The organism is Amycolatopsis sp. NPDC102522, from assembly GCF_055584485.1.
On sequence record NZ_JBVJLY010000002.1, the window covers coordinates 76785 to 93018 of the forward strand.

The following is a 16234-nucleotide window of genomic DNA, read 5'->3' on the forward strand; positions in this document are numbered from 1 at the left end:
CGAGTATGGTCCAGTCACATGGCAGAATCATGGTCCAGTTCGGGAATGGACGTGCACCTGGACTGGCGCCCCGAGAGCGGCCGGACCGGGCTCGCCACCGCGATCCGCGCGGCCATCCGGGCCGGACGCTGGCAGCCCGGCGCGGCGGTGCCCTCGACCAGGGCGCTGGCGCAGGACCTCGGGGTGGCCAGGGGAACGGTCACCCGCGTCTACGCCGATCTCGCCGCCGAGGGGTACCTGCGGACAGCGCAGGGCGCCCCGACCCGGGTCGCGACGGCGGGCGCGCTGCCCGCGTCGCCGCCGAGGCCCGTCCCCCACGACCCGGCTCCACGCTGGGACCTGCGCCCCGGCAGGCCGAACCTGTCCGCGTTCCCCCGGTCCGCCTGGCTCGCGGCGACCCGCCGGGCCCTGCACCGGGCGCCGATGTCGGCGTTCGACTACACGGCCGAGTCCGGTGCGGCGGAACTGCGGGAGACCCTCGCCGCCTACCTGGCCAGGAGTCGCGGCGTGGTCGCCGACCCCGAGCGCATCCTGGTGTGCTCCGGGTTCTCGCACGCGATCGCGATCCTGGCCCGGGTCCTGCACGCGCGCGGCGCGGACGAGATCGCGTTCGAGAACCCGTCGCTGCACATCTACCGGGACATCGCCGCCGCCAACGGTCCCCGGGTGGTCGGCGTCCCCGTGGACGACCACGGGATCACGGTGTCCGCTTTGGACAGTCCGGCGGTGGTGGTCACCCCGGCGCACCAGTACCCGCTGGGCGTCACCCTCGCCTCGCAGCGACGAGCGGAACTCACCCGATGGGCGGAGGAGACCGGTGCCGTCGTCATCGAGGACGACTACGACGGCGAGTTCCGGTTCGACCACCAGCAGGTCGGCGCGCTGCAGGCGTTGGCACCCGAACGGGTCGTGTACGTGGGGACGACGAGCAAGACACTCGCGCCGGCGTTGCGCCTGGGCTGGATGGTGCTGCCGCGGTTCCTGGTCGAACCGGTGCGCGCGGAGATGGCCGCGAGCGGCGCGCGGCCCGCGTTGCTGGACCAGCTGGCGATGGCCGAACTGATCGAATCGGGCGCCTACGACCAGCACATCCGCCGCTGCCGCACCGAGTACCGCTCCCGGCGTGACAGGCTGCTCGCGGCCTTGCCGGATTCGGTGCTGCCGCAGGGGATCTCCGCCGGGCTGCACCTGGTCCTCCAGTTCCCCGGCGAGATCCCCCGGGAGATGGAGGTGATCGCCGCCTGCCGCCGCCGCGCGATCGGGCTCGAAGGGCTCAGCGGCTACTGGATCGGCGAGCCACAGCGCGAAGGGCTCATCATCGGGTACGGCGCCGCCGCGAAGCACGCTTTCGGCGGCGCCACCCAAGCCTTGCGCGAGGCCATCTTCGAGGTCACCTAGCAGAACCAGGGGCGCGCCCGGAGGATGTCGGTCTTCAGGACGGGGGCGCCGTCGACCGGGGCGGGGGCCTCCGGCGTGGGCTTGATCCCGCCCGCGGCGACGTCGTCGAGGGTTTCGAGGCCTTCGTGACCGACAGTGCCGAAGATCGTGTAGTTCGGCCGCAGCGCGGAGTCGCCGTACACGACGAAGAACTGGCTCCCGTTCGTCGCCGGGCCCGCGTTGGCCATCGCGAGCACGCCGCGCGAGTACACCTTGCGCTCGCCTGTCGGATCGGTCGGCGCGGGCGGCAGGCCGACGGGCAGTTCGTCCTTGTACTTGTAGCCGGGGCCGCCCTCGCCGGTCCCGCTCGGGTCACCGCACTGCAGCACCTTCAACGTCGGGTACGCGGTCAGCCGGTGGCACGTCGTCCGGTCGTAGAACCGGTGCGTCGCCAGGTGCAGGAAGCTCTGCACCGTGCACGGCGCCTTCGCCCGATCGAGGGTCAGGTCGATCTTGCCCTGGTTCGTCTTCAGCTGCACCGGCACCTTGCCCCGGCTCGGTGTGCGACGGGGGTCCGGCGGCAGCGGGACCGGGCGCACGGCCGGGTCGTCCGGTGTCTGCGTGTACTGGCACGGCCCCTTCGTGACCTTCGGCGGAACACCCTCCGCGGACGCCGTTCCGGTACCGGCCGCGAGCATCAGCCCGGCGCCCAGCACAGCCACAAAGACTTTCGCGATCCTCTGCACGGTTCCTGCCTCCCAGCCGTGGACGAAGAAGAGAGCATAGGGTGAATCCCCACCGCTCACACAGGTCCGGAAGTAGGTGCGCGGTTAGGGTCGGAGCCGTGGAGATCGCCGAACGACACCAATGGCAGCTGAACGCGCTGACCTTCCTCTACGCGTACACGCAGTATGTCCTCGTGCACGAGAGGGTCATGGCCGGGCTGCCGCCGGAGAAACCGGCCGAACTCGACAAACCGCGCATGCTCAGGCTCGCCAAGGTCGTCGACGACATGATCCTCGACTTCCGCCGGGAGGACGGGCTGACCGATCTCGAACGGCGCCGGGTCATCCGGCTCGCCAGGGAGATCAAGTCGCACGTCCGGGAGAAGTGGCCGCCTCGGGAGCCGTCGCTGACCGAGTGGGTCGCCTCCGCCGCGGCGCACTTCTACTGCGAGGAGCACATCAACAACGGCTACGTCCGGATGGGCCGCGTCTTCGACCCCGACATGGCCGACAGGTTCCTGGAGCGCGTCGAGTTCTGCCGGGGGCAGACGGTCACGATCACGAACTACGCCGCCAAGGTCGCCGACGGCGAACAGCTCACGTTCGGCGAGACCAACCAGCTCGAGGTCTGGAAAGAGGACGCGGTCAGCCACCTGGACAATCTCGACAGCGACTTCGGCGACATCAAGATGTACGTCGAATTCTGACCGCTGCACGGTAGGCCAGACTTGCCTGTCCCAAAGCACCCGTGAAACCGCCGGGAAATTGACACCGGCCACACCTGATCGAGATGCTCGAAAGCGCACGATGCACCTCCTTTTCCCTTCACTAAAGGAGAATTCCGTGATCTCGAGCAAGAAGACAGCGGGACGTATCGCGGCCGTGGCGGCCGCCGTCGCCGCCACGTTCACGATGGTCGTCCCGACCGGGACGTCGTTCGCCATCGACCACATCCCCTGCCGCGCAGGGGAGAACTTCCTGAAGATCTGGTCGCACCTCGACGGCCGGGACAGCGTGGACTGCTACGCCAACCGCGGGAGGATCAGCTTCGGCGGCTGGTGGGTGGACAAGATCGAGACGGGCAACAACGACCTGATCTACAGCGACGCCAACGGCGATTCGGTGAGAGTCAACCGGTGGACGATCATCACGTACCCGAACCGCCCGCCGCGGGTCAACCACATCGAGATCCTCTGACCTCACCTTGTAAGGAGAAACCGTGATCTCGACCAAGAAGACGGCGCGGCGCGTTCTGGCCACGGCGGCCGCCGCTGCCGCCGCGTTCAGCCTGCTCGTGCCGACCGGCACCTCGTTCGCCATCGACCACATCCCTTGCCGGGACGGGGAGAACTTCCTGAAGATCTGGTCGCATCTCGGCGGTGGCACCAGCGTCGACTGCTACGCCAACCGCGGGAGGATCAGCTTCGGCGGCTGGTGGATCGACCGGATCTACACCGGCAACAACGACCTGATCTACTACGACAGCAACGGCTCCGATGTCAGAATCAACCGGTGGACCGACATCAGTTTCCCGAATCGGCCGCCGAAGGTCCGCGTCATCGAAATCCTCTGACCAAAACCTCGTGAGTGGTAAGGACGGTTAGAACCGTCCTTACCACTCACGAGTCCCTAAGCTCTGCGATGAGTTCTTCGGCCGCCGCGAAGGGATCGAGCTTGCGCCCCACCACGCGTTCGGCCAGTTCGGTGAGCCGGTCGCCGGAGCGCAGATCGACGATCTCCGCGCGCAACCGCTGCACGGCGATCGCCTCGACCTCGTCACGAGCCCGCGCCGCGCGGCGCCGGGGCAGTTCGTCGCGCTGGACCAGCCAGTCGTGGTGGTCACCCAGCGCGCGGACGACGTCTTCGACACCTTCACCGCGCGAAGCCACCGTTCGCACGATCGGCTGACGCCAGCTCGGACCGCGGATCTCCCGGCGTACCAAGGAGATCATCTGCTTGAGGTCGTGGACGGTCGCGTCCGCGCCCTCCCTGTCGGCCTTGTTGACCACGAAAACGTCCGCGATCTCCAGCACGCCCGCCTTCGCCGCCTGGATCCCGTCGCCCATCCCGGGCGCGAGCAGGACCACCGTGGTGTCGGCCAGTTTCACGACGTCCACTTCGGACTGCCCGACCCCGACGGTCTCGATCAGTACGACGTCGAACCCGGCCGCGTCGAGCACCCGGACCGCTTGCGGTGTCGCCCACGAAAGCCCGCCGAGATGCCCGCGCGTGGCCATCGAGCGGATGAACACACCGGGATCGGTGGCGTGTTCGGTCATCCGGATCCGGTCGCCGAGCAGGGCGCCGCCGGAGAACGGCGACGACGGGTCGATCGCCAGCACCCCGACCCGCAGGCCCTGCGCCCGCAGGGCCGTGAGCAGCGCGGACGTCGATGTCGACTTGCCGACACCGGGCGGGCCGGTCAGCCCGACGACCCGCGCGCTGCCGGTGTGCGGCGTCAGCTTCGCCGCGACCTCGGGCAACTGCGGATGGGCGTCCTCGACCAGCGACAGCAACCGGGCGATCGCGCGGGGGACGCCGTCCCGCGCGCGACCGACCAGTTCGTCGATGTCCAGCTGTACCGGCAAGGGCTTTACGGAACGCGGAGCAGCAGCGCGTCGCCCTGGCCGCCACCGCCGCAGAGGGCGGCCGCGCCGAGGCCGCCACCGCGACGGCGGAGTTCGTGGATCAGGTGCACGGCGAGCCGCGCGCCGGACGCGCCGATCGGGTGGCCGAGCGCGATGGCGCCGCCGTCGACGTTGACCTTCTCCGGGTCGAGCCCGAGCTTGTCGGCCGAAACCAGGCCGACGGCGGCGAACGCCTCGTTGATCTCGACGAGGTCGAGCGCGTCCGCGGTCAGCTTCTCCTTGGCCAGCGCGGCCAGGATCGCGTTCGACGGCTGCTCGTGCAGGCTGGCGTCCGGACCGGAGACCACGCCGTGCGCGCCGATCTCGGCGAGCGGTGTCAGGCCCAGCTCCTCGGCCTTGGCCTTGCTCGCGACGATGACCGCGGCCGCGCCGTCGGAGATCTGCGAGGCCGAACCGGCGGTGATGGTGCCGTCGGAGGCGAACGCCGGGCGCAGCTTCGCGAGGCTTGCCGCGGTGGTGTCGGCGCGGACGCCCTCGTCCTTGGAGAAGACGACGGGGTCGCCCTTGCGCTGCGGGATCGACACCGGCGCGATCTCGGCGTCGAAGCGACCGGCCTCGATGGCGGCGGCGGCGCGCTGGTGCGAGCGCGCGGAGAACTCGTCCTGCTGCTCACGGGTGAGCCCGTAGCGGTTGTTGTACTTCTCCGTCGAGGAGCCCATCGCGACCTGGTCGAAGGCGCAGAACAGACCGTCGTAGGCCATGTGGTCGACGAGCGTGGTGTCGCCGTACTTGAAGCCCGCGCGGGACTTCGGCAGCAGGTGCGGCGCCTGGGTCATCGACTCCTGGCCGCCCGCCACGATCAGGTCGAACTCGCCCGCGCGGATGAGCTGGTCGGCGAGCGCGATGGCGTCGAGACCGGAGAGGCAGACCTTGTTGATGGTCAGCGCCGGGACGGTCATCGGGATGCCGCCGGCGACCGCGGCCTGGCGGGCGGGGATCTGGCCCGCGCCGGCGGTGAGCACCTGGCCCATGATCGTGTACTGGACCGCGTCCGGTGAGACACCGGCCTGCTCCAGCGCCGCCTTGATGGCGAAACCGCCGAGTTGCGCGCCCGAGAAGTCCTTCAGGGAACCGAGCAATCGCCCGATCGGTGTACGGGCGGCACCCAGGATCACGGAACCGGACACGGCGTCCTCCAAGCATCGGCGCAAGGGCAAAGGGGGTCTTCGCGACCATACCCGGGTCACGGGCGTCTTGATGGAGCCAGTGTGAGGCGGCGCACGCCGGTTCGTCCGCCCCCGCACCTATCCTGCTCTGCATGAACCAGGCGCTGAAACCGTTCGTGACCGCCATCGACCACGTCGGCATCGCGGTGCCCGACCTCGACGCCGCGATCGCCTTCCACACCGAGCACTTCGGCTTGGAGGTCTCGCACGAGGAGGTCAACGAGGAGCAGGGCGTCCGCGAGGCGATGCTGCGCGCGCCGGGCACCGCCGGGACCGAGACCGCGATCCAGCTCCTCGCGCCGCTGCGCGACGATTCGGCGATCGGCAAGTTCCTCGCGAAGAGCGGCCCCGGGCTGCAGCAGCTGGCGTACCGAGTGTCCGATGTGGACGCCGCCGCCGCGGCACTGCGCGCGCAGGGACTCCGGCTGCTCTACGACGAGGCGAAGCGCGGCACGTCCAACAGCCGGGTGAACTTCGTCCACCCCAAGGACGCCGGTGGCGTGCTGGTGGAACTGGTCGAGCCCGCCAAAGACGGTCACTGACCGCGCGTCAACGCTTCGGCGATGAAGGCGACCTCACGATCGATCTCGGCGGGGTCGCCGTCCTCGTTGTGCCGTGCTGTCGCGTGACGATGGCTGACAGCCCTCGCGAGCAGCCCCGACGCCGAATCGACGTCGGCGATCGCGAGTTTGCCGCCGGTCGCGGCGACGATCACCGCCTTCACCTGGCGGACGAGCTGCTGGAACCGTTCGGCCAGCGCGTCGCGGACAGCGCGGTGCGTGTCGGCCTCGCGCCACAGCAGGTGTGACAGCGCCAAGGACCGGTTGAACCGCCTGTCGAGTTCCACGACGAGGCCGCGCAGGCTGCCCGCGAGGTCGCCGGGGACCACCACGACGGCCGGTTCGATGCGGGCGTCCGGCAGTTCGGCGACCAGCGCGGCCAGCAGATCCGACTTGCGCCGGAAGTAGTAGTGCACCAGGCCCTTGGGGACGCCGGCCTGTTCGGCGATCCGGGACGTGGGGGTGGCGTCGAAACCGGACTCGGCGAACAGCGCCTCCGCGGCCCGCAGGATGCGCTGTTTCGCCGAGTCCTCTTTCACGCCGTCTCCTCTTGCGTCAGTGCTGTCCCGCCGTCTTGTGCGTCGCCTGGGCGATCGGCATCGCGGCCGCCCCGGCCACCACGGTCAGGACGCCACCGACCCAGGCCGTCCAGGACGCGCCCATGAAGGTGGCGAATCCCATGACCCAGGGCGAAACGAACAGCAGTGCGCCCAGGACGATCTGAATGCCTTCGCCGTAGACCATGCCAGGCATCGCGAGCGACGCGAGGCCGTCGAGGGCGATCAGCGCGCCGAGGACGACGAGTGACCACATGGCGATGTTGTCCGTGGTCATCCAGAGGGGTGAAAGCGCGACCACGACACCGATGACCACCTCCGCCCAGTCATGGGGGCGGGTCCAAGGGCGCGTCGTGGGTTCGTTCATGCGTGCTCACCTCCGAAATTCGGCTGAACCTGCAGGTCGGAGAGATCTCCACCGCCCATGCTCCGCTTGGTTGGCCGGCCGGTCAAGACCGGTCGATAACACTTCGGGATGTGTACGTGCTCCACGTCTCGTACAGTTGTGGTCTTGGTTACCGGTGAGTAATTTAAGCCGCCACACGCCACCACCCCATTCGCGGAGGTTCCGATGTCGCAGCTCGGCGAGATCCAGCAGGCCATTCTGAACGATGACCTCGGCGCCGTGGCGTCGCTCGACGTGCCGGAGGCCTATCGCGGTGTCACCGTGCACAAGGACGAAGCCGACATGTTCCAAGGCCTCGAAAGCCGGGACAAGGACCCTCGCAAGTCGCTGCACGTGGACGAGGTCCCGACCCCGGAACTCGGCCCCGGCGAGGCGCTGGTCGCGGTCATGGCGAGCGCGATCAACTACAACACCGTCTGGACCTCGATCTTCGAGCCGGTCTCGACCTTCAAGTTCCTGGAGCGTTACGGGCGGCTTTCGCCGTTGGCGAAGCGCCACGACCTGCCGTACCACGTCGTCGGCTCGGACCTGTCCGGCGTCGTGCTGCGCACCGGCCCCGGCGTGCACAACTGGAAGGCGGGCGACGAGGTCGTCGCGCACTGCCTCAACGTCGAACTCGAAGGCCCGGACGGGCACAACGACACGATGCTCGACACCGAGCAGCGGATCTGGGGCTTCGAAACGAACTTCGGCGGGCTCGCCGAGATCGCGCTGGTCAAGTCGAACCAGCTGATGCCGAAGCCGGACCACCTCACCTGGGAAGAAGCCGCCTCCCCCGGTCTGGTGAACTCCACGGCCTACCGCCAGCTCGTCTCGCGCAACGGCGCGGACATGAAGCAGGGCGACGTCGTGCTGATCTGGGGCGCTTCGGGCGGCCTCGGCTCCTACGCGACGCAGTACGCGCTCAACGGCGGAGCGATCCCGGTGTGCGTGGTCTCCAGCCCCGAGAAGGCGGAGATCTGCCGGAAGCTGGGCGCGGAGCTGATCATCGACCGCAATGCCGAGGGCTACAAGTTCTGGAAGGACGAGAACAACCAGGACCCGAAGGAGTGGCAGCGGTTCGGCAAGAAGATCCGCGAGCTGACCGGCGGCGAGGACCCGGACATCGTCTTCGAGCACCCGGGCCGTGAGACCTTCGGTGCTTCGGTCTACGCCGCGCGCAAGGGCGGGACGATCGTCACCTGCGCGTCGACGTCCGGATTCATGCACCAGTACGACAACCGCTACCTGTGGATGAACCTGAAGCGGATCATCGGCAGCCACTTCGCCAACTACCGCGAATCGTGGGAAGCAAACCGGCTGATCTCGAAAGGTCTGATCCACCCGACGCTGTCGAAGACCTACGCGCTGGAAGACACCGGCCAGGCCGCGCTGGACGTGCACCGCAACGCCCACCAGGGCAAGGTCGGCGTGCTCGCCCTTGCGCCGGAAGAAGGTCTGGGTGTCCGGAACCACGAGTTGCGCGAGAAGCACATCGACGGGATCAACGCGTTCCGGAACGTTTAGCGCGCCAGAACGCACTTTCGCCGCGCGTTGCGTGGGTGCTCACCCTTCCGTGACCCCAGCTCGACTACGGTAGAAGGATGAGCCTTGGCGAGGAACGGGAGCTAGTGCCGCTGGGAGCCGGCTTCGACGTGGCGAAGCGCGGTTACAGCCGTGCGCAGGTCGACGAGCATCTCGAGCGGCTGGACGCCGATCTGAAGATGCTCACCGCCGATCGCGATGCCGCCATCGGGCAAGCGGGCGACCTGGCACGGCAGCTGGAGATCGCGCGCGGCGAGATCGCGGACCTGCGCGGGCAGGTCGACAGGCTCGCCCAGCCGCCGACGAGCGTCGAAGGCCTGTCCGAGCGGCTGCAGCGCATGCTGCGGCTGGCACAGGACGAGGCCGCCGACACCAAGGCGCGCGCGGAAGCCGAAGCCGGGCACATCCGCGCCAAGGCGGAGACCGACGCGAGCGCCATGCGGGCCCGCTACGAGCAGCTGCTCAACGAGCTCGACCTCCGTCGCAAGGAGATGGAGGCCGAGCACCGCGGCGTGCTGGAGACGGCCCGCGCCGAAGCGAAGGACATCACCGACAAGGCGAAGGCCGAGCGCGACAAGCTCGACGCCGAGTCGCAGCAGCGCCGCACGCAGGTCGAAGAGGACTTCGAGATCGCGATGGCGTCGCGGCGCACCGAAGCCATGCACGCGCTGGCCGAGCAGGAGGCCGCGAGCAAGGCCGAGGCCGCCCGCCGGGTCCGTGAGGCCACCGATGACGCCGCCGCCATCCGCGCGAAGGTGCTCGAAGAGGAGACGACGGCCAAGGCCGACATCGAGCGCCGTCAGCGGGAGTCGGTCGCGGACGCCAACAAGCGCAAGCAGGACTCGATCACCGAGGCCAACGCCAGGCTCGCCGAGGCGGCCGACGAGGCACGCCGCCGCGTCCGGCAGGCCACCGAGGAGTCCAACCGGCGGATCACCCAGGCCACCGAACGGGTGGAAGCGCTCCGCAAGGTGCGCTCCAGCCTGGCCGAGCAGGTCCGCACCGCGCGGACCGCGCTCGCCGAAGCGACGCACGTCCTCGGCGACGAACCGCACGTCCCGGCGGATCTGAAGGCGAAGCCGTCACCCGACTCGGAGGCCACCGTGCAGCTCCGGATGGCCGATGTGCCGAAGGCCACATCCGGTGCGAAGGCTTCACCTCGGCCTGCGGCGGCACAGAAACCGACTGGCGAGTAACCTTCTCACCCGACCGCCTTCGCGACGGCCTGCGGGCCGATCGTCCAGCGGTTATCGTCGCTGCTCGCGCGCGTGTGCGAGCCGGAGGAGATCGGTGGAGGTTGCGGATGGCTGCATATCGGACCGTGGTCGTGGGCACGGACGGATCGGATTCCTCGTTCGCCGCGGTCGACAAGGCCGCGGGCGTCGCCGGGGACTCCGGCGCGACCCTGGTCATCGTGTGCGCCTACTACCCCGCCGCCAAGGGTGACGTGGAGAAGGCGCAGGACGTCCTCGGCGACGAGGCGTACCAGGTCGTGGGCTCGGCTCCGGCCGAGGACACACTGCTGTCCGCGCGTGACAGGGCCGCGAAGGCAGGCGCGCGGAGCATCGAGACCGCCGCTGTCGTCGGCGACCCGGTCGACTCGCTGCGCAAGGTCGTCGCCGACCGTTCCGCGGATCTGCTGGTGGTCGGCAACCGCGGGCTGAACACGATCACCGGCCGCATCCTGGGCTCCGTACCGTCCGAGGTCGCGCGAAAGTCCGGGGTGGACGTACTCATCGTCCACACCACCTGATGCCCGAACCCGGCGAGATCTCGTCCGACGCGCTGCAACAGCGCCTCGAACGGATCCTGCTCGGCGGAAAGCGCAAGTACACCCGGCTCGAAGTCGCCGAGAAGGCAGGCGTTCCCGAGGAACGCTCTCGGCGGCTTTGGCGCGCGCTGGGCTTCGCGACTGTCGAGGACGACGAGGTCGTCTTCACCGACGCCGACATCGACGCGATCCGCACGGCGGACCAGCTGATGAACTCGGGGATGATCGACCCGAGCATCGAGCTGGCGGTGACGCGCGCGCTGGGCCAGCACCTTTCGCGACTCGCGGAATGGCAGGTCCACATGCTGTGGACGATGATCACCGAGAACAAGGAGATCGGCAGCAGCGAACGCCAGATCGGGCGGCTCGTGGAACGGCTGCTGCCCGAACTGGAGAAGGTGCAGGACTTCGTCTGGCGCCGCCATCTCGCGGCCTACGCCGGCCGGGCGATGGCCATGCCGGACGAAGACCTCGAGACGAGGACCGAGGTGGTCGGGTTCGTCGACATGGTCGGCTACACCCGGCTGACCAGGCAGGTCGGCGAAGACGAGCTGACAGCCATCCTCGACCGGTTCGAATCCGTCGCCACCGAAGTGGTCGCCGATCACCACGGGCGGATCGTGAAGATGATCGGCGACGAGGTCCTGTTCGTCGCCGATTCCGCCGTCGACGGCGCCGAGATCGCCCTCGCGCTGTCCGAACGCGCCGACGCCGACGAGACCCTGCCCGCCGTGCGCGCGGGTCTGGCGTCGGGCCGGATCCTCAGCCGGTTCGGCGACGTCTACGGCTCGGTCGTGAACCTCGCCGCCCGCCTCACCTCGACCGCGCGGCCGGGCACCATCCTGGTGGACAAGGAACTCGCCACCGAACTCCTGGGACTCCCGGCGTACGAGGTCCGCACGCGGCGGCCGGTTTCGGTCCGGGGGTACAACCGGCTGCGGCCTTCTTCCCTGCGACGGGCGCGGGACAGGCCTTCGGGCATGTTCGCGTCTTCGCAGCAGCTTGCCGCGGAGATGCTGGGACTGGGTGCTTCCGGGGCCGCCTCGGAGTCTCCTGACGTCGAGGAGCTCGCCGAGGAGATCGAGGACGCCACAGCGACCTCGTTACCGCCTCGGCCTCGCTCGAAGCGACGTCGGCGACGCTGAGCACTTCGCTCGCCGCGGGAGCAAGGGACCTTTGCTATCGCCCGCGTAGCCGGACGGCAACTCCGCCACGAACGCATCGCGCACGGATGGTCCCTCGACAGCGTCGCGAAGGAGTTGACGTGCCGGCGTCACGGTCTGGCGGCGGGAAAACGACAGCCGGAAAACGCACATACTCCGGCATCTCCAGATCTACGCCCTAGATCTCGGCTACTCGATCCGGCTCACCGTCGAACCGATCGAAGATGGACTGGTGCTGTAGCTCGGCGGCCGGCGAATTGGAGCTGACATGGCGTCCTCACCTGTCACGAATCGGCTGACCGAAATTGTGAGGGGCACGGGATTTGCAATTAAGTAGCTATCGGGTTTCCGCCATCCGGCGGTAGCTTGCGGCTGGTAGCGCTGACTTACTTGACCATATAGTTGCTTACTGCTGTATTGCGACTCAGGGGGAATTATGCATAACTCGCGTTTCCGATTTCGCAGGCGGATACTGGGTGGAGTGTTTGCCGTTGGCGCCATGTTATCGCTCGCTCCGGCAGCGGTTGCCGCGCCGAGCGAGGTCAACGCGCCGGTCGATGTCAGCGAGGCTCCGGCGACCGCCGGCGACCAGCGTATCGCTCGAGAATGCAATCCCATTCCGGCCCTGAACAACTCACTGATCTGCGTCAGCACGGGTCCCGGGGTCCCGACAACGGTATGGTTCGATAATCGTAGTGGTTCGAGGTTCGGACCGTCGCAACTCAAGGTTACCGGGCTCAATACGGGCCTGGTTCGTTTTTCGGAGTCCTTCACCGCCGAGCCGGGGAAAATCAAAGGTTCCCAATGGTCCGGCTTTGCGAATGATTGTTACTACGGTTCGGTCAAGGTGCCCGGCCGTGACCACTTCTGGCGCACCGCCAAGCCCGCCTGTGTCTAGATGGTGCGATTGTCAAGTACGGTGAAACCATGGAGACCCTGCGGTCAGGTGGCCCCGAAGAGGAACCGGAAAGCTCGTGTGAGGTGAACGGGATCGACATCGCCGTGGATGGCGGGGCAATGCGGCCGATCGCCTGCCCTCAATGCGGCGCGACGGCTCCGCTGACCGTCTTGGCGGACGCGACACTCGTCTGCCCGGGACAGCACACTTTCACGAACTCCGCGATCGTGCCCGAGACGACACCGGCCGCCCTGCGCAGGCTCGGTGCTGTCGGTCCCCCGGCGGTAGAGGAAGCAGGAACTGCGCCGTAGGCAGGCCGCCGAGCGCCCGCGAGCGTCATCGTGGAAGCACGAAGAGGCCAGGCAGTCCCGGCACAGCAGGGATTGCCTGGCCTCGCGCATGTCCGGATCACGACGGCTGGCGGGTGCTGACAGGTGGCTACCGCAGATCAGCGAACATCCGGCAGCACGGCGTACTGGCGCACGTAGAGATCGGTGTAGGTGACCGGGCCGCGCGGACCCGGGACCCTGTCCAGGTTGATGCCGGTCTCGGGGACGGCCAGGAGTTTGAAGCCGTCGAGCAGCCGGGTGGGCGCGTTCCAGAAGACACCGGTGCCGGTGTACGCGTCGAAGAACGCGTCGGCGGCTTCGCTGCTTTCGGTGGCGATGCCGGCGGCCAGGCCCGAGGTCCGCTCGTTGGCGATCTCAGCCGCTTCGGACAGGCTGGCGACCTTCGCGACTGTGACGGTCGCTTCGCGGTCTGAGTCGAGCGCCCATTCGTAGCCGATGGCGTGCTCGTGCGGGGCGAGCGACGGCGTGACGCCGCGTTCGGCCAGCGCGGCGGAGATGCCGGGCCAGACGCGGTCGTGGGCGGCCTCGTGGATCAGCAGCAGGTTCAGCCGGTTGCAGACGCCGAGCCTGTCGAGGCTGTTGAAGACGAGATCGCGCACCTTGTCGGTGTCGGCCGCTTCGTCGACGTACAGCACTCCGCCGCCGTCGGCGTGGGCCAGCGTGCCGACGCCGTGGACGGCCGCCTCGGTGGCCAGCGCCCGGGTGCTGTCACCGCTGCCGCGCAGGATGACCAGCGGCACGAGCGCGGGGAACCGGACCAGCGCGGAAGCCGCTTCGCGCTCGGCGCGCGGCACCAGCTGGATGACGTCCGCGTCGATACCCGCCTCGGCGAGCGCGGGGGCGATCACGGTCTCGCGCAGGCGCTGGGCCGAGCCGAGCGCGGCGGAGCCCGTGCGGAGCACGCCACCGTTGCGCGACTTCACCAGCTGCGAGGCGACGTCGACCGTGACGTTCGGGCGCGCTTCGTAGTTCGCGCCGATCACGCCGACCGGGCGGCGGCGTTCCACCAGCCGCAGTCCACCGTCCAAAGTGGACACGTCGACGGACCGCTCCTGGTGCGGCGCACCGGCCAGGAGACGGAGCTGTTCGGCCATGCCGGTCAGGCGCTCGGGGGTGATGGTGAGCCTGTCGAGCAGGCCCGCGCTCATGCCGTCCTCGCGCGCCTTGGCGATGTCGGCCTGGTTCGCTTCGAGCACGACGTCGGCGTGTTCGACCAGCTTGTCCGCCATGGCGTTCAGCGCGGCGTCGATAGCCTCCGCGGAGGCGGCGGCCAGTGACGGCGCGGCCCGTTTCGCCGATCGAGCGCATTCCTCGACGGCCTTGGCGACCTCGTCCATCCCCGACTCCTTCCGCGCGGAACGAGCCATCAGTCTGCCGTACCGCCCCGGTCAGGCGACGGTCGGCTCCAGCAGCCACAACCCGCCCGCGAAGAGACAGCTCACCGTCAGCACGGCCATCACCAGCACCCACAGCACCGCGGGCATCGCGGTGAGCCTGCCGAGCTGATCGGCGTCGGAATCCCTCGCCCCGCCCCGGCGCCGCTTGATCTGCAGCTCGACCACCGGCCGGACACCGCCGAACAGCAGGAACCAGGTCAGCAGGTAGACGAAGATCGCCTGGAACCACGACGGCGCCACCAGCGCGACCAAGCCGAGCACCACCGAGCTGGTGACCACGGCGAACACGCCGTAGGTGTTGCGCACCATCACCAGCACGCCCAGCAGCATCAACGCCATCACGATCAGCACGACGGTGATCAGGTCCGACGAGAGCAGCCCGGCGAACACCAGTCCGAGCACCGCGGCCGCCGGGTACCCGGCCAGCGCGGTGAACGCCATCCCCGGCCCCTCCGGCTTGCCGCGGGAGACTGTGACGCCGGAGGTGTCCGAGTGCAGCTTGATGCCCTGCAATCGGCGGCCGACCAGCACCGCCGCGAGCGCGTGGCCCGCCTCGTGGACGAGCGTGATCAGGTTGCGGGCGATCCGCCATGGCCTGCCCGACAGCACCACGAGCAGTGCGAGACCACCGGTGACCAGGGTGATCGTGCCGGGCGGGGTGGACTGGGCGATGTCGGAAACCGTTTCGGCGGGAGACGAGCTCACCTCACCAGCTCACCACAAGCCGGATATGCCCGGTGTCAGGCGGTCATCGAACCTCCGTTCCCGCGCGTGCGAGACTCCGGTCGTTTCGCAGGGCGAAGGCCACCCAGCTGCGGAACGGCCGCCACACCGTGGACAGCTCCTCCAGCTCCTCTGTCGGCGCCTCGGGCAGGTCGTACGCGACTCGCATGGCCTCCTGCACCCGAGGCTCGTCCGCCGGGAAGACGTCCGGGTGGCCGGCGCCCCGGATCAGGATCAGCTGGGCCGAGAACGGGCCGATCCCCGGCAAACGCTGCAACCAGTTCAACGCGTCCGAGACCGGCATCGCGCGCAGATACGCGGCGTCGAGCAGACCGTCCTTGGCGGCGTTGGCCACCGCGCGCAGCCGCTCGGCCTTCACCTCCAGCAGGCCGCGCCCGGCCTCCGGTCCGGCCAGGACGTCCGGCGCCGGGAACGACATGAGGATCTTCCCGCCGACGTCCACCGGCCTGCCGAACTCCTCGGCGAGCCGTCGTTTCATCGCGGCGGCCTGCGACATCCGCGTCCGGTAACCCAGGATCGCCCAGCAGGCCGCTTCGTACGGCGAGTGGAACAGGACGGGCCGCAGCCCGGGGAACGCCAGCTGAAGACGGCGCACCACGGGATCCGCGGTGCCGACCTTGGCGAAGCCGACACCGTCGACGTCCACCGAAAGGATCCGCCGGACCTGGGCGCCGACCTCGACGGCGAGCCCCTCTTCGGCGAAGACCTCCACTTCGATCGAGCCGGGCGATCTCTGTCTGACGGCCGCACCGACATGCTCCCAGCCCGCTTCGGCAGGAAAGGCCAGGCGCAGGGTGCCGGGTTCGGAGGCGGCGTCGGCGCGGCACGCGGGCGGGAAATCGGTCAGGAACCGGATGGACTTGTCGAGGTCGAACGGGCCGCGCACCGGGATGCGAAGCGTGGTCGTGGCGGTGGGCTGCAGGATCGAGCCGGTCATTTCGGGCTCCT

General features: G+C 68.9%; 19 protein-coding genes. 11 read left to right on the forward strand and 8 right to left on the reverse strand.

Annotation, left to right across the window (positions count from 1 at the left end):
• Positions 1–18 precede the first annotated feature (18 nt).
• Positions 19–1398, forward strand: a complete 1380-nt coding sequence (pdxR, locus tag ACZ6YV_RS06225; RefSeq protein WP_465508622.1) for a MocR-like pyridoxine biosynthesis transcription factor PdxR — start codon at positions 19–21, stop codon at positions 1396–1398.
• Here pdxR and ACZ6YV_RS06230 read toward each other — a convergent pair.
• Positions 1395–2075 (reverse strand): peptidylprolyl isomerase, encoded by a 681-nt coding sequence (locus tag ACZ6YV_RS06230; RefSeq protein WP_465509276.1) that lies wholly within the window; start codon positions 2073–2075, stop codon positions 1395–1397. The genes pdxR and ACZ6YV_RS06230 overlap by 4 nt on opposite strands.
• 146 nt (positions 2076–2221) lie before the next feature.
• On the opposite strand from ACZ6YV_RS06230, the gene ACZ6YV_RS06235 reads away from it, so the two are divergent.
• From ACZ6YV_RS06235 to ACZ6YV_RS06245, 3 genes are all read left to right on the forward strand, one after another.
• A complete protein-coding gene (locus ACZ6YV_RS06235; RefSeq protein WP_465508623.1) occupies positions 2222–2809 on the forward strand; it encodes a hypothetical protein in 588 nt (195 codons plus the stop codon).
• A gap of 136 nt (positions 2810–2945) precedes the next feature.
• Positions 2946–3299 (forward strand): beta/gamma crystallin domain-containing protein, encoded by a 354-nt coding sequence (locus ACZ6YV_RS06240; RefSeq protein ID WP_465508624.1) that lies wholly within the window; start codon positions 2946–2948, stop codon positions 3297–3299.
• A 22-nt stretch (positions 3300–3321) separates the two neighbouring features.
• Positions 3322–3675, forward strand: coding sequence for a beta/gamma crystallin domain-containing protein (locus ACZ6YV_RS06245; RefSeq protein WP_465508625.1), 354 nt, complete (start codon positions 3322–3324; stop codon positions 3673–3675).
• Between the two features lie 46 nt (positions 3676–3721).
• Here the strand turns inward: ACZ6YV_RS06245 and meaB are convergent, their stop codons facing one another.
• Both meaB and ACZ6YV_RS06255 read right to left on the reverse strand, forming a co-directional pair.
• Complete coding sequence (gene meaB / locus ACZ6YV_RS06250; protein WP_465508626.1) at positions 3722–4690, reverse strand: methylmalonyl Co-A mutase-associated GTPase MeaB; 969 nt, start codon at positions 4688–4690, stop codon at positions 3722–3724.
• A 5-nt stretch (positions 4691–4695) separates the two neighbouring features.
• Positions 4696–5877, reverse strand: coding sequence for an acetyl-CoA C-acetyltransferase (locus tag ACZ6YV_RS06255; RefSeq protein WP_465508627.1), 1182 nt, complete (start codon positions 5875–5877; stop codon positions 4696–4698).
• 131 nt (positions 5878–6008) lie between these two features.
• On the opposite strand from ACZ6YV_RS06255, the gene mce reads away from it, so the two are divergent.
• On the forward strand, positions 6009–6458 hold the full coding sequence (gene mce / locus ACZ6YV_RS06260) for a methylmalonyl-CoA epimerase (RefSeq protein ID WP_465508628.1): 450 nt from the start codon (positions 6009–6011) through the stop codon (positions 6456–6458).
• On the opposite strand, the gene ACZ6YV_RS06265 is transcribed toward mce, so the two are convergent.
• Both ACZ6YV_RS06265 and ACZ6YV_RS06270 read right to left on the reverse strand, forming a co-directional pair.
• Positions 6452–7015, reverse strand: a complete 564-nt coding sequence (locus ACZ6YV_RS06265) for a TetR/AcrR family transcriptional regulator (protein ID WP_020630991.1) — start codon at positions 7013–7015, stop codon at positions 6452–6454. The two genes, mce and ACZ6YV_RS06265, sit on opposite strands and share 7 nt — an antisense overlap.
• A 16-nt stretch (positions 7016–7031) precedes the next feature.
• The gene (locus tag ACZ6YV_RS06270; RefSeq protein WP_378243053.1) at positions 7032–7400 is read right to left on the reverse strand and encodes an SPW repeat protein; all 369 of its coding nucleotides are present in this window, start codon (positions 7398–7400) and stop codon (positions 7032–7034) included.
• Between the two features lie 204 nt (positions 7401–7604).
• Between ACZ6YV_RS06270 and ccrA the strand changes: the two genes are divergently transcribed.
• The 6 genes from ccrA (at position 7605) to ACZ6YV_RS06300 (ending at position 13106) form a co-directional block, all read left to right on the forward strand.
• Positions 7605–8945, forward strand: a complete 1341-nt coding sequence (gene ccrA, locus ACZ6YV_RS06275; RefSeq protein WP_465508629.1) for a crotonyl-CoA carboxylase/reductase — start codon at positions 7605–7607, stop codon at positions 8943–8945.
• Between the two features lie 104 nt (positions 8946–9049).
• Positions 9050–10159: a chromosome segregation protein gene (locus ACZ6YV_RS06280; protein WP_378243584.1), complete on the forward strand. Its 1110-nt coding sequence runs from the start codon at positions 9050–9052 to the stop codon at positions 10157–10159.
• A gap of 107 nt (positions 10160–10266) precedes the next feature.
• Positions 10267–10716 (forward strand): universal stress protein, encoded by a 450-nt coding sequence (locus tag ACZ6YV_RS06285; RefSeq protein WP_465508630.1) that lies wholly within the window; start codon positions 10267–10269, stop codon positions 10714–10716.
• The gene (locus ACZ6YV_RS06290; RefSeq protein WP_465508631.1) at positions 10716–11879 is read left to right on the forward strand and encodes an adenylate/guanylate cyclase domain-containing protein; all 1164 of its coding nucleotides are present in this window, start codon (positions 10716–10718) and stop codon (positions 11877–11879) included. Before ACZ6YV_RS06285 ends, ACZ6YV_RS06290 begins: the two co-directional genes overlap by 1 nt.
• Positions 11880–12378: 499 nt before the next feature.
• A complete protein-coding gene (locus ACZ6YV_RS06295; protein WP_465508632.1) occupies positions 12379–12795 on the forward strand; it encodes a hypothetical protein in 417 nt (138 codons plus the stop codon).
• Positions 12796–12824: 29 nt separating this feature from the next.
• Entirely contained in the window at positions 12825–13106 is a 282-nt protein-coding gene (locus ACZ6YV_RS06300) for a hypothetical protein (RefSeq protein WP_465508633.1), read from the forward strand.
• Between the two features lie 137 nt (positions 13107–13243).
• Here the strand turns inward: ACZ6YV_RS06300 and ACZ6YV_RS06305 are convergent, their stop codons facing one another.
• The 3 genes from ACZ6YV_RS06305 to ACZ6YV_RS06315 are packed head-to-tail and all read right to left on the reverse strand — an operon-like array spanning position 13244 to position 16223.
• On the reverse strand, positions 13244–14482 hold the full coding sequence (locus ACZ6YV_RS06305) for an aldehyde dehydrogenase family protein (RefSeq protein WP_465508634.1): 1239 nt from the start codon (positions 14480–14482) through the stop codon (positions 13244–13246).
• Between the two features lie 51 nt (positions 14483–14533).
• Positions 14534–15247, reverse strand: a complete 714-nt coding sequence (locus tag ACZ6YV_RS06310) for a M50 family metallopeptidase (RefSeq protein WP_465508635.1) — start codon at positions 15245–15247, stop codon at positions 14534–14536.
• 43 nt (positions 15248–15290) lie between these two features.
• Entirely contained in the window at positions 15291–16223 is a 933-nt protein-coding gene (locus ACZ6YV_RS06315; protein ID WP_465508636.1) for a DNA-3-methyladenine glycosylase family protein, read from the reverse strand.
• Between the last annotated feature and the right edge of the window lie 11 nt (positions 16224–16234).